This window comes from Texcoconibacillus texcoconensis, assembly GCF_014202575.1.
In the GTDB taxonomy this organism is placed as follows: domain Bacteria; phylum Bacillota; class Bacilli; order Bacillales; family Salisediminibacteriaceae; genus Texcoconibacillus; species Texcoconibacillus texcoconensis.
In genome coordinates this window covers 15,366-27,970 of the sequence record NZ_JACHHB010000010.1, presented here as the reverse complement: position 1 = coordinate 27,970, position 12,605 = coordinate 15,366, and the positions used below count along the sequence as shown (strand labels likewise).

The following is a 12,605-nucleotide window of genomic DNA, read 5'->3' as shown; positions in this document are numbered from 1 at the left end:
TATCTACAAGTATTTTTCTTGTATGAAGAGGGCTTTTTTATGGAGTACGCGGTCATTGGCGCTTTTGTTTGAATATAAGCACCGAGATGCTGTGCCTTCGCTTAAAGCGCGTATTTTATGAATAACGCAATACCCGAAAGGCATGGGGATTTTGTATTTTGTTCAAAAAAACAAAGGGTGTTTAGTGTAGTGTTGAATGTTGAATCCTAGAAAAAAGGCAGATGTTTTCAAGAAAAGTTCGACAATAAAATTTTAAAGAACGTTTTCGAAAAATGTCATCTAGATGCTTCGTATTTTGTGATACGATAAAGAAGGAAAATGGCATAAATGCAACTTGCAGCATTGTCTAAATTTCTGTAGAATACGCAAAGAGTTTTAAAAGGAAAACGTCTATATTTCAACAAAATCACCCCCGATAAAGGAGCGCATAATTTATGGGTAAAGTCTATGTTTTTGATCATCCTCTTATTCAACACAAATTGACATTCATTCGTGATAAATCAACGGGAACGAAAGATTTCCGCGAACTCGTCGATGAAGTAGCAGCTTTAATGGCTTTTGAAATTACGCGCGATATACCTCTACAAGAAGTGGAAGTAGAAACGCCTGTTTCAACCGCAAAGTGTCAGACCATAGCAGGTAAAAAATTAGGCGTAGTACCAATTCTACGTGCAGGCCTTGGTATGATGGACGGAATTGTTGACCTCATTCCTGCTGCAAAGGTAGGTCATGTTGGACTTTATCGTGACCCAGATACGCTTGAAGCAATCGAGTACTATGTGAAGTTACCGAAGGATTCACATGAACGTGAATTTATCGTGACTGATCCGATGCTCGCTACAGGTGGCTCGGCTGTTGTAGCAATCGAAAGTATTAAAAAGCGAGGCGCTAAAAATATTAAGCTTATGTGTCTTGTCGCTGCACCTGAAGGCGTCGAAGTCGTCCAAGAAGCACACCCAGATGTCGATATCTTTTTAGCGGCGATGGATGAAGGCTTAAATGAAAAGAGTTATATCGTCCCTGGTCTTGGGGATGCAGGCGACCGTTTATACGGGACAAAATAAAGACCTGCCTTACTTGAAAGGAGGGTGAATATTGAGCAAAAAGAAAGTAATGACCGTGTTTGGAACAAGACCTGAAGCGATAAAAATGTGCCCTCTCGTTTTAGAACTTCAAAAGCATTCAGATCGTTTTGAGTCGATTGTAACAGTGACAGGTCAACATCGGGAAATGCTTGATCAAGTATTAGAGATATTTAATGTTTCCCCTGATTACGACTTAAACATAATGAAAGAAAAACAGACGTTAACAAGCGTAACTGCAAACATACTGCAAGGGTTAGAAGAGGTCGTTCAAAAAGAACAACCTGATCTCATCTTAGTGCATGGTGATACGACAACAACATTTGTCGGATCATTAGTGGCTTACTATCATCAAGTTGCTATCGGGCATGTAGAAGCAGGGCTTAGAACATGGGATAAATATTCTCCATTCCCGGAAGAAATGAACCGACAACTGACAGGCGTGTTAGCGGATCTTCATTTTGCCCCAACAAGTAAAGCAGAAAACCAATTACTTGCAGAAGGAAAAGAAGAGTCCGATATATTTACCACAGGAAATACGGCGATTGATGCCCTCAAAACAACGGTGAACGCTGATTACCAACATCCTGTCTTAGAAAAAGTCGGTCATGACCGAATCGTCTTATTAACAGCGCATCGACGTGAAAACTTAGGTGAGCCAATGAGAGGGATGTTTAGAGCAGTTAAACGGATCGTTGAAGAAGAACAAGATGTACAAGTCATTTATCCTGTTCACCTTAACCCTCGAGTAAGAGAGGTAGCCGATGAGGAACTAGGCAATGACCCACGAATACACTTGATTGAACCATTAGGTGTGGAAGATTTCCATAACTTTGCTGACAGATCGACGATTATATTGACTGATTCAGGCGGTATCCAAGAGGAAGCGCCGTCATTAGGAAAACCTGTTCTTGTGTTGCGTGACACAACAGAGCGACCAGAAGGTGTTTCGGCAGGAACGTTAAAATTGGCAGGAACAGAAGAAGAAAACATTTATTCCTTAGCAAAGGAATTATTAAATGATGACAAGGCCTATAACCAAATGGCGCAAGCATCAAATCCATACGGTGACGGCAAAGCATCTGAACGGATTGTACAAGCAATGGATTACTATTACGGGTTTCGTACAGAACGCCCAGAGTTATTTGATCCGAAATAAAGTAAGCTGATTAAGCTGATTCACATAAAGTGGGTCAGCTTTTTTAATACTAAAAAAAGCACCTTTTGTCACAAATAACGGATTCAATGTCCACTGCCCCCGTCATCACCACCACCGCATCCCTGCTTATCGTCTTCCTTCCAATAACTTCCGCATCTCTTTCATACATGAAATGTTATTTTTGGGGACAGGATAGGATTGAGACCCTTTGCATAAGGACGTGAAATGGATGAAAACTATGGCTAAGCTTGCAATCGTCACTCTTCTGTTCTTATTTTCAATCCTACCTAGTCACGTAAATGCGGTGGAATTTCCTGAACGACCACCGATACCAGATGATGACGATACTGAAATTGTTGCAATGATTGAAGCCTCTGATAACCCGATTGAAACAGCAGAATATGTTAAAGAAGTATTACCGACAGCAGAAATTCGAAAAACGTATAAAACCCTATATAATGGCTTTTCAATGAAACTTAATGAAAAAGATATTACAACACTGCAAGCAATGCCTGGAATAGAACGCGTTGATCCTGTCGTTACATATGCACCAGCCCTAGACCAGAGTGTGCCTTTTATCGGCGGAGGAGAAAAAGACCGTCAGAAAGATGGTCAGGGAGAAAAACTTACAGGAAAAGGGGTGAAAGTAGCTGTTATCGATACAGGCATCGACTATAAGCACCCTGATTTGTCTGGACGTTTAGAAGGTGGTTATGACGTGATTGATGACGATAGTGATCCGATGGAAACGAAGAAAAAACAAGGTCCACCGACGATGCATGGCACACATGTTTCTGGCATTATTGCCGCAGATGGACGCTTGCAAGGTGTTGCTCCAGATGCTGAGTTATACGGTTACAGAGCCCTTGGACCAAATGGAATGGGGACGACCGAGCAAGTTATTGAAGCGATTGAGCGAGCTGTTGAAGATGAGGTTGACATTATTAACTTATCTTTAGGCAATACAGTAAACGGACCGGATTGGCCCACGAGCACGGCCTTGGATAAAGCAGTTGATGAAGGGGTTGTTGCAGTCACTTCTAATGGAAATAGTGGTCCAAGTTTGTGGACAGTTGGTTCACCAGGGACATCGACGAACGCGATTTCAGTTGGCGCATCTACACCACCATTAACAATACCGTATCTCGTTTTAGATGATGAAAGACAACGAGAAATGAGTATACAACCGATTCAACAAGCTGCACCGTGGAATTTTAAACGCGATCACCGAATTCAGTATGCTGAATGGGGCCGTGAAGAAGATTTTGAAGAAGTGGATGTGAATGGAGCGATTGTTTTATTAGAACGTGGTGTGACTTCATTTACGATGAAAGCAAAAAATGCGCTTGAAGCCGGGGCAGAAGCGGTAATTATTTACAACCAACATGAAGGGGAATTTTCTGGATCCCTAAAAGAACCTGTCGATATTCCAGTCGTCTCTATGTCACATGAAGACGGCGAATGGTTAAAAGAACATGTGAAAAACGGTCATAAAGATATAAGAACTGTATACCGTGAAGAAGAGGATGCGATCGCACCATTTAGTTCGCGAGGTCCTGTAACTCATACATGGGGAGTTAAACCAGACATTGTTGCACCAGGTGTCGACATTGAAAGCACCATCCCAGACGGATACTTAGGGTTAAATGGCACAAGTATGGCAGCCCCGCATGTAGCAGGTGCAGCGGCGCTTATTAAACAGAAACATCCAGATTGGACACCGGAGCAAGTGAAAGCAGCGCTCATGAACTCCGCAAAACCATTAATAGACGAAGCGGGTATGAAATATCCACCACATGTACAAGGAGCAGGACGACTGCAAATTCAAGAAGCGCTTAAATTAGAAACGCTCGTCTATCCTGGCGCAGCTTCGTTTGGGAAATGGATGCGCGAAGATCGACGTTTGGAAAAAACAGCCTCAGTTACCGTAGATAATCAATCTGATAAAAAAAAGACGTACTCGGTGAAACCACCATTTGAAGTACCAGACGGTGTGCAGTGGAAAGTTCCGTATTCGTTCGAATTAGAACCAGGAGAATCGAGAACGATTGACTTAACAATGGATGTTTGGCCGGCTCTTTTTGAATCAGGCATGTACCATGATGAAGTCATCTTAGAAAGTGGCAGTGAATCACATCGTATTCCTTATTTGTTCTTTGTTGAAGAACCGGAATATCCAAGGTTGATGGCATTTTTATTTGAACAAACGTCAAATCCAGAAACATACCATTACGAAGTCTATTTACCTGGTGGTGCCGAAGAATTTGGTATTGCTCTATATGACCCAGATACTTTTCAGTTCATTGATTATTTAGATACAAAACATGATTTAGAAAGAGGGATGTTAGAAGCAGAAGTAGAAAATAAAGATATTCCTGAAGGGGTGTATAAAGCGCTCATCTATGCAATCAATGATGGAAAAGAAGATGCCATTGAACGAGAAATTTTAATTCAAGAACCGAAAGAAAATGTGTCTAGTTAAAATATAATATCAGAAAATTTAGATTATAAAAAATCATCAAATTTTTAGAGACATATCATAGAAAATTATGTATAATAATAACTATCGAAAGAGACGAGTCAATGACAGTTTTGTGAACAGGTATTGATAACGCTTACGAAAGCGTGTTCACACCGGTGATTAGAGGGGGGAGAGTATGAGAAATCGTTGACATCACAACCCCTCTATTGTACGATGACAAAGTAAAATCATGAATCGATTCCTTCATTAGGTATGAATGACCTATAGCAATATAAAAGTCATTGACTTGGGGTGGACGAGCGATGTCTGGACAAGGGAAGTTTAGACACACTGTAAAAAAGGTCGCCCTCATGTCGACGATTAGCTCTTACTTTATAGGATCTGTTGTCGGTGGGGTGCTATTAGGATATTGGTTAGACGCTCGTTTTGATACGGACCCTTGGCTATTGTTAATTGGTTTTTTTGTTGGTTTGAGTGGAGCGATTTTTGGCATCACCCAAGTTATTCGGCATTTTTTAGGAGATAACTCATCATGACCAATTTTCATGACATGGCGAAGCGATTCAGCTTGTGTACGGTCTTAGTGATTTTGTTAGCGCTTATATTGGCGCTAACATTAGAAAATAAACCTTTCTTCTTAGGTGTTGCCTTAGGAGCAGGAGTCAGTCTGCTTCATTTAATTACTACATACCGACAAGTAAAAAAAATTGGTGATGCTGCGGTTGGAAAGAGGATTCGTTTTACACCAGGATCGGTGTTTCGCATTGTAACAGCACTCATCACCATATATATTGCTGTTCAATTTTATACATACTTTGATCTTCACGGTGTGATCATAGGTTTAATGATAACCTATATCATTATAATGTTTGGACCACTCTTTCATAGAAATAAATGGATGAAAGAAGAAGGTTCAAAGCTTTCTAATAATGATTAGAAAGCTAGAGTAAGAAGCCAGACAGGAGAAAGAGGTGAAAGCGTTTGGATCATTCAAGTCCGGTGATTTACTTATTTGATGTACCATGGTTAGCTGTTAATCTATCAAATATCCTCATGATTACGGTCGCTTGTATTATAGTCTTTCTTGTTAGTTTTTTCATGTCAAGGACCGTCAGGATGTACCCAACAGGAGCTCAAAATGCCTTGGAGTATCTCATTCAATTCATCAAAAACATTATTAGTAACGTGATGGATTGGAAAGAAGGAAAACATTTCGTTATGCTAGGTATTACGATTATTCTCTACGTATTTGTAGCGAATATGCTTGGTGTTCCATTTGAGTTAGTAAGAGAACCTGGACACGAAGTTTGGTGGAAATCACCAACGTCTGACCCAATATTAACGATTTCCTTAGCCCTTATGGTCATTCTATTGACTCACTATTATGGCCTGAAATTAAAAGGTGCTAAAGAGTATGGAAAAGACTACTTCCGTCCAATTTGGTTTTTATTTCCATTTAAAATCATCGAAGACTTTTCCAACACATTGACACTCGGTATGCGTCTATTTGGTAACGTATACGCTAAAGAAGTGTTGATGGGAATGCTCGTCGGTTTAAGATCATTTGGCTTTTTTGCTGCAGCGGGTGCGATTCTACCACTTGTTGTATGGCAAGGGTTCAGTGTATTCATCGGAAGCCTGCAAGCCTTTATCTTCTGTATGCTGACGATGGTTTACATGTCCCACAAAGTAAATGAAGAACACTAAATGTTTTTAGGAACAAAGCTCATTAAGAGCGTTCAATAAAAAATAACACTTTTACATTAAAGAAAGATTTATTAAAGGAGGATGTTTTCATGGAAGCTTTAGCAGTAGCAATCGTAGCAAGTTTTGCAGCATTAAGTGCTGCAATTGGGGTGGCAATCGTTGTACGTAGTACATTACAAGGGATTACTCGTCAACCAGAACTCCGTGGCCCACTACAAACAGTTATGTTCATTGGTATCCCACTTGTTGAGGCATTACCGATCCTTGCGATCGTCATTGCATTCCTATTACTCTAACTTTAAAGAACAACAATTTGTTATGGCGGAGAACGTCTAGATACAATCTTCGCCATTCCTTATGTATGATCGTAAAGGGGGCAAAAACCGATGATCGATGAGTTTACGTGGTTGGATGCATTGTTCCAACTAGCTGCATTTTTTATTCTCTTGTTGCTCCTTAAAAAGTTCGCCTTCGGTCCAATCATGGACATGATGCAAAAGCGTGAGGACCATGTAGCTGAACAAATTTCCTCAGCGGAGAAAAACCGTGAAGAGGCTGAAAAATACTTAGAAGAGCAGCGAGAGGCTGTACAACAAGCACGTAAAGAAGCGAAAGAAATTGTTGAGAATGCTAAGAAAACAAGTCAACAACAAGCAGAAAATATAAAATCAGACGCTCGTCAAGAAGCTGAGCGAATCAAAGAAAATGCCCTTGCTGAAATCAATCGCGAGAAGGACCAAGCGGTTACCGCGCTTCGCGAGCAAGTTTCGTCCTTGTCTGTACTCATCGCTTCGAAAGTGATTGAAAAAGAACTGAACGAAGAAGAGCAAGAAAAGCTGATTGAAGAAACACTAAAAGAAGTAGGCGAAGACTTATGAGCCGAGACCCTGTAGCCATCCGTTATGCGCAAGCGATGTTCGAATTGGCAAAGGAGCAAGGCAACCTCGAGCTAATCAATGAAGAATTAAAAGGTGTCAGCAAAGTATTTACTTCAACTGATATCGTTAATAAAGTTTTCAAACATCCAAAAGTTAGCGTGGATGAGAAGAAAACGCTGATTCGTAAAAACTTTGAAAATGATGTAAGTGAAGCGACGATGAACTTGCTGTTTTTACTCATTGACAATAACAGAGAGGCTTATGTCACAGGCGTAGCCTATGAGTTTAAACAACTCGCGCAAAGAGAGCAAGGCATTTCAGAAGCAGATGTATATTCTGCTAAACCACTGTCACCTGATGAGGAACAAGCGGTGGCTGATACATTTGCGAAGCGCGAAGGGATCCAACAGTTGATCGTTAAAAATATCGTCGATGAATCAATCATTGGCGGTGTTAAAGTTCGCATTGGTGACCGCATTTATGACGCAAGCGTCGCTAATAAACTGAATCAAATTCAACAACGTATGATGCACGGGAATGTAAGCAGATAGGGGTGAAGGAAATGAGCATCAGAGCCGATGAAATCAGCTCGCTGATTAAAAAGCAGGTTGAAGACTATCAATCTGAAATCGAAGTGAATGATGTCGGAACGGTCATTCGCGTCGGTGACGGTATTGCTACAGCCCATGGCTTAGGAAATGTTATGGCCGGAGAATTATTAGAGTTCTCCAATGGCGTTATGGGTATGGCACAAAACCTTGAGGAAAACACCGTCGGTATCGTCATCCTCGGCCCATTTACAGAAATTCGTGAAGGCGATGAGGTAAAACGTACTGGACGTATTATGGAAGTCCCTGTTGGTGAAGAGCTTCTCGGTCGCGTTGTCAATTCACTAGGTCAACCACTCGATGGAAAAGGACCTGTTGAAACAACAAAAACACGCCCGATTGAAAGCCCAGCACCAGGCGTTATGGACCGTAAATCTGTTCATGAGCCATTGCAGACAGGTGTAAAAGCAATTGATTCTCTTATTCCAGTTGGAAGAGGTCAGCGTGAACTTGTAATCGGTGACCGTCAAACAGGGAAAACATCGATTGCGATGGATACAATCATCAATCAAAAAGACCAAGACATGATCTGTATTTATGTTGCAATTGGTCAGAAAGAATCAACAGTAGCAGGTGTAGTAGATACACTAGAAAAGCACGGAGCAATGGACTATACAATCGTTGTTTCCGCAAGTGCGTCGATGCCTGCGCCAATGCTTTACCTAGCACCATATGCTGGTGTATCAATGGGTGAAGAATTTATGTATAACGGCAAGCATGTTCTTGTTATCTATGATGATTTAACAAAACAAGCGTCTGCTTACCGTGAACTTTCATTACTTTTACGTCGTCCACCAGGTCGTGAAGCATTCCCAGGTGACGTATTCTACCTTCACTCTCGTTTACTTGAGCGAGCGGCGAAGCTTAGTGATGATAAAGGAGCAGGTTCTTTAACTGCGCTACCATTTATTGAAACACAGGCGGGGGATATTTCTGCCTATATACCAACAAACGTCATTTCGATTACAGACGGACAAATATTCTTACAATCTAACTTGTTCTTCGCGGGTGTGCGCCCAGCGATTGATGCAGGTCTATCCGTTTCACGTGTTGGTGGTTCGGCACAAATTAAAGCGATGAAAAAAGTAGCCGGAACCCTACGACTAGACTTGGCATCATTCCGTGAATTAGAGGCATTTGCTCAGTTTGGTTCTGATTTGGATAAATCGACCCAAGCGAAACTTGCTCGCGGTCAACGCACCGTTGAAGTACTGAAACAAGGTCTCCACGAACCACTGCCTGTTGAAAAACAAGTCATCATTCTTTACGCCTTAACAAGAGGTTATCTCGATGAAATTGAAACCGAGGATGTGCGTCGTTTTGAACAAGAATTGTTCACTTTCTTTGATTCTAACTATAAGTCACTATTAGATGAAATCAAAGATACAGGAAACCTTCCAGACGAAAAAGAGCTGACTAAAGCTATGGATGAGTTTCATAAATCATTCGATGCTTCGTAATCGGACTTTTACGAGATAAAAAGGTGGTGAAGAACGATGGCCTCGTTACGGGATATCAAAACGAAGATTAATTCCACGAAGAAAACGAAACAAATTACAAAAGCGATGGAAATGGTGTCGGCGGCGAAGTTAACGAAAGCGCAAAATAAGGCCGAATCGTTTTTGCCATACACCGCAAAAATCCGTGAGGTCGTCAGTAGCATCGCCGCAGGAGATCAAGAGATTTCCCACCCGATGCTTGAAGATCGGGAAGAAGTTAAACGAACGGGTTATCTCGTCATCACGTCGGATCGTGGATTAGCCGGCGCTTATAACAGTTCATTGTTACGACATACGTATCAGACGATTCAAGAACGACACGAGTCTCAAGATGAGTATGGCATTATTGTCATGGGGCGAGTAGGGCGTGACTTCTTTAAGAAGCGCAATATGCCTGTTGTTCAAGAAATCGTCGGTGTTGCCGATGAACCAGAGTACGCCGAAATTAAAAACATCGCTGAAACAACCGTTGAAATGTTTACAGATGAGTTTTTTGACGAAATTTATATCCATTTCAACCATTTCATTAGCGCGATTAGTCAAAAAGTGACTGAGACAAAACTGTTGCCATTGACTGATGTAACAAATGGTGAGGAGAATACCACTCAAACCGAAGGAGAAGATGAAGCTGAGAACAAAGGGCAGCTTGAGTACATTTATGAACCTTCGGCAGAAGTCATCCTTGAACAGTTATTACCACATTATGCGGAGAGTATCATATTTGGTTCGTTACTCGATGCGAAAGCGAGTGAGTTCGGTGCGCGCATGACTGCGATGAGTTCTGCAACAGACAACGCAGACGACCGCATCGGAGAACTGAACTTGTCATACAACCGTGCAAGACAGGCCGCGATTACGCAAGAAATCAACGAAATCGTCGGCGGTGCATCTGCACTTGAATAACTTGAACTGTGCTTCATAAGGGAAGTTAGGAGGAAAGAAGATGAACATAGGACGCGTCACACGAATTGTGGGTCCGGTTGTAGACGTCCAGTTCAACCGGGGAGAGCTACCTGAGATCTATAACGCCCTGACCATTAAGCAAAAAGCTGAGAAACCCGGTGAAGTAGACATCGATTTAACAATGGAAGTTGCGCTTCACCTTGGTGATGACTCAGTACGTGCGATTGCGATGGGGTCTACAGATGGAATTGTGCGTGGAACAGAGGTGGCCGATAAAGGTGCTCCAATTTCGGTACCAGTCGGTGACGAAACGCTAAGCCGAGTCTTTAACGTCCTAGGGGATGAAATTGACCTTGGCGAACCCGTGGATGAAAGTGTAAGACGTGACCCAATTCACCGCGAAGCACCTGCGTACGAAGAGTTGTCGACAGACGATGCAATCCTTGAAACAGGGATCAAAGTTGTTGATTTGCTCGCACCGTACATAAAAGGTGGTAAAATCGGCCTCTTCGGAGGAGCCGGTGTTGGAAAAACCGTTCTTATTCAAGAGCTTATTAATAACATCGCTCAAGAACACGGTGGTATTTCCGTATTCGCGGGTGTTGGTGAACGTACACGTGAAGGAAATGACTTATACTTTGAAATGAAAGATTCAGGCGTTATTACTAAAACGGCGATGGTGTTCGGACAAATGAACGAGCCACCAGGTGCTCGTATGCGTGTAGCATTAACGGGTCTTACGATGGCAGAGTATTTCCGTGATGAAAAAGGTGCAGACGTACTGTTATTTATCGATAACATTTTCCGTTTCACACAAGCCGGACAAGAAGTTTCTGCCTTGCTTGGACGTATGCCATCCGCAGTTGGTTACCAACCAACACTAGCGACAGAGATGGGACAGCTCCAAGAGAGAATCACATCGACAGAAAAAGGTTCTGTTACGTCAATTCAAGCCATTTACGTTCCTGCCGATGACTATACGGACCCAGCCCCAGCGACAACGTTCGCGCACTTGGATGCGACGACAAACCTTGAGCGTCGTTTATCTGAAATGGGGATTTATCCAGCCGTTGACCCACTCGCATCAACATCGCGAGCACTATCACCAGAAGTCGTCGGACAAGAGCATTACGACGTTGCACGTGAAGTACAACAGACGTTACAGAAGTATAAAGAGCTACAAGATATTATCGCCATCTTGGGTATGGATGAACTATCAGAAGAAGACAAGCTCGTCGTTCACCGTGCTCGACGAATTCAATTCTTTCTATCGCAAAACTTCCACGTTGCGGAACAATTCACAGGTCAACCTGGTTCATATGTTCCGGTTAAAGAAACGATCAAAGGTTTCCGTGAGATTCTGGATGGAAAACATGACGACATTCCAGAAGACGCATTTCGTCTCGTAGGACCGATTGAAGACGTGGTCGAAAAAGCGAAGGACATGGACTAAACGGCTGCTACAAAATGCAGATGATCGAAGCGTAAATCACGCTTAGGTCACCGTTGAAGGAGGGTATACGATGAAGACGATGCAAGCAAACGTCGTCACCCCTGATGGCAAAGTCTATGAAGGCGATGTGGAAATGGTGAGTGTCAAAACGTCAGAAGGAGGTCTCGGTATTTTACCAGGTCACCTTCCGCTCGTTACGCCCCTTACAATTGGTGCTGTTCGTGCCAAAAAGGATGGGAACATTCAGCTCATCGCTGTTAACGGTGGCTTTATGGAAGTTCGCTCAGACGAAGTAAACGTTCTTGCTGAGTCAGCGGAGCTTCCTTCTGATATCGACGTTGCAAGAGCTAGAGCGGCGAAGGAACGTGCAGAGCGCCGACTCGATAAAGCAAAAAAAGACGATATCGATTTTAAACGAGCAGAATTAGCCCTTAAGCGTGCCATCAATCGACTTGACGTTGCCGAAAAATAAACATGTGGTCCATAAGATGAGGTTGACGATGTCAGCCTCATTTTTATCGTTGAAAATAAAAATGTTTTAATGCATGAACCAATTTCATAATGAAGGGTTTTAACAAACATCACGAATTTAATCAGTTATCACGAAGGTTAACATTCGTTTTTGAAACTGATTGAAACGAAAGGCGGCGACTCCCAAAGGATCAGCGCAGTCTGAAGATCCAATTCAGCGACGGTTTGTGGAGCTGAATTTAACTGAAGACAAGCCCTTGGGAAAGCGTCCGCCTGCAGTGAAAATCACAATCCATGTTCGGATATGAGATTTACATTATCTATTATGAAATTCATTCGCATATAGCGTAAACACCGTCGTAT

General features: G+C 42.3%; 13 protein-coding genes. All 13 read left to right on the top strand.

Going from position 1 to position 12,605, the window contains the following annotated elements; all coding sequences use genetic code 11:
* The first annotated feature begins 434 nt into the window (after window positions 1-434).
* On the top strand, window positions 435-1,064 hold the full coding sequence (gene upp / locus HNQ41_RS11135; protein ID WP_184664520.1) for a uracil phosphoribosyltransferase: 630 nt from the start codon (window positions 435-437) through the stop codon (window positions 1,062-1,064).
* Window positions 1,065-1,092: 28 nt separating this feature from the next.
* On the top strand, window positions 1,093-2,241 hold the full coding sequence (gene wecB, locus HNQ41_RS11130) for a non-hydrolyzing UDP-N-acetylglucosamine 2-epimerase (RefSeq protein WP_343043360.1): 1,149 nt from the start codon (window positions 1,093-1,095) through the stop codon (window positions 2,239-2,241).
* 238 nt (window positions 2,242-2,479) lie between these two features.
* Window positions 2,480-4,723 (top strand): S8 family serine peptidase, encoded by a 2,244-nt coding sequence (locus HNQ41_RS16780; RefSeq protein WP_281394014.1) that lies wholly within the window; start codon window positions 2,480-2,482, stop codon window positions 4,721-4,723.
* 302 nt (window positions 4,724-5,025) lie between these two features.
* Complete coding sequence (locus HNQ41_RS11120; protein WP_184664519.1) at window positions 5,026-5,259, top strand: AtpZ/AtpI family protein; 234 nt, start codon at window positions 5,026-5,028, stop codon at window positions 5,257-5,259.
* Window positions 5,256-5,660: an ATP synthase subunit I gene (locus HNQ41_RS11115; protein WP_184664518.1), complete on the top strand. Its 405-nt coding sequence runs from the start codon at window positions 5,256-5,258 to the stop codon at window positions 5,658-5,660. The genes HNQ41_RS11120 and HNQ41_RS11115 overlap by 4 nt, the downstream gene beginning before the upstream one ends.
* A 44-nt stretch (window positions 5,661-5,704) precedes the next feature.
* On the top strand, window positions 5,705-6,430 hold the full coding sequence (gene atpB / locus HNQ41_RS11110; protein WP_184664517.1) for a F0F1 ATP synthase subunit A: 726 nt from the start codon (window positions 5,705-5,707) through the stop codon (window positions 6,428-6,430).
* Between the two features lie 89 nt (window positions 6,431-6,519).
* The gene (gene atpE / locus HNQ41_RS11105) at window positions 6,520-6,726 is read left to right on the top strand and encodes a F0F1 ATP synthase subunit C (RefSeq protein WP_184664516.1); all 207 of its coding nucleotides are present in this window, start codon (window positions 6,520-6,522) and stop codon (window positions 6,724-6,726) included.
* A 90-nt stretch (window positions 6,727-6,816) separates the two neighbouring features.
* Window positions 6,817-7,308 carry a F0F1 ATP synthase subunit B gene (gene atpF / locus HNQ41_RS11100; RefSeq protein ID WP_184664515.1) on the top strand — a complete coding sequence of 164 codons (492 nt, stop codon included), beginning with the start codon at window positions 6,817-6,819 and terminating at the stop codon, window positions 7,306-7,308.
* The gene (locus tag HNQ41_RS11095; RefSeq protein WP_184664514.1) at window positions 7,305-7,859 is read left to right on the top strand and encodes a F0F1 ATP synthase subunit delta; all 555 of its coding nucleotides are present in this window, start codon (window positions 7,305-7,307) and stop codon (window positions 7,857-7,859) included. The genes atpF and HNQ41_RS11095 overlap by 4 nt, the downstream gene beginning before the upstream one ends.
* 11 nt (window positions 7,860-7,870) lie before the next feature.
* The gene (atpA, locus tag HNQ41_RS11090; RefSeq protein ID WP_184664513.1) at window positions 7,871-9,376 is read left to right on the top strand and encodes a F0F1 ATP synthase subunit alpha; all 1,506 of its coding nucleotides are present in this window, start codon (window positions 7,871-7,873) and stop codon (window positions 9,374-9,376) included.
* Between the two features lie 36 nt (window positions 9,377-9,412).
* Window positions 9,413-10,318, top strand: coding sequence for an ATP synthase F1 subunit gamma (gene atpG, locus HNQ41_RS11085; RefSeq protein WP_184664512.1), 906 nt, complete (start codon window positions 9,413-9,415; stop codon window positions 10,316-10,318).
* A gap of 40 nt (window positions 10,319-10,358) precedes the next feature.
* Window positions 10,359-11,771, top strand: coding sequence for a F0F1 ATP synthase subunit beta (atpD, locus tag HNQ41_RS11080; RefSeq protein WP_184664511.1), 1,413 nt, complete (start codon window positions 10,359-10,361; stop codon window positions 11,769-11,771).
* A gap of 70 nt (window positions 11,772-11,841) precedes the next feature.
* Window positions 11,842-12,243: a F0F1 ATP synthase subunit epsilon gene (locus tag HNQ41_RS11075; protein ID WP_184664510.1), complete on the top strand. Its 402-nt coding sequence runs from the start codon at window positions 11,842-11,844 to the stop codon at window positions 12,241-12,243.
* Window positions 12,244-12,605: the final 362 nt, after the last annotated feature.

Bases quoted from the DNA above. Each gene is read 5' to 3' on its own strand.
- HNQ41_RS11095 (WP_184664514.1), top strand. From the start codon at position 7,305: ATGAGCCGAGACCCTGTAGCCATCCGTTATGCGCAAGCGATGTTCGAA.
- HNQ41_RS11075 (WP_184664510.1), top strand. From the start codon at position 11,842: ATGAAGACGATGCAAGCAAACGTCGTCACCCCTGATGGCAAAGTCTAT.
- atpF (WP_184664515.1), top strand. From the start codon at position 6,817: ATGATCGATGAGTTTACGTGGTTGGATGCATTGTTCCAACTAGCTGCA.
- atpE (WP_184664516.1), top strand. From the start codon at position 6,520: ATGGAAGCTTTAGCAGTAGCAATCGTAGCAAGTTTTGCAGCATTAAGT.
- atpG (WP_184664512.1), top strand. From the start codon at position 9,413: ATGGCCTCGTTACGGGATATCAAAACGAAGATTAATTCCACGAAGAAA.
- HNQ41_RS11120 (WP_184664519.1), top strand. From the start codon at position 5,026: ATGTCTGGACAAGGGAAGTTTAGACACACTGTAAAAAAGGTCGCCCTC.
- HNQ41_RS11115 (WP_184664518.1), top strand. From the start codon at position 5,256: ATGACCAATTTTCATGACATGGCGAAGCGATTCAGCTTGTGTACGGTC.
- HNQ41_RS16780 (WP_281394014.1), top strand. From the start codon at position 2,480: ATGGCTAAGCTTGCAATCGTCACTCTTCTGTTCTTATTTTCAATCCTA.
- atpD (WP_184664511.1), top strand. From the start codon at position 10,359: ATGAACATAGGACGCGTCACACGAATTGTGGGTCCGGTTGTAGACGTC.
- upp (WP_184664520.1), top strand. From the start codon at position 435: ATGGGTAAAGTCTATGTTTTTGATCATCCTCTTATTCAACACAAATTG.
- atpA (WP_184664513.1), top strand. From the start codon at position 7,871: ATGAGCATCAGAGCCGATGAAATCAGCTCGCTGATTAAAAAGCAGGTT.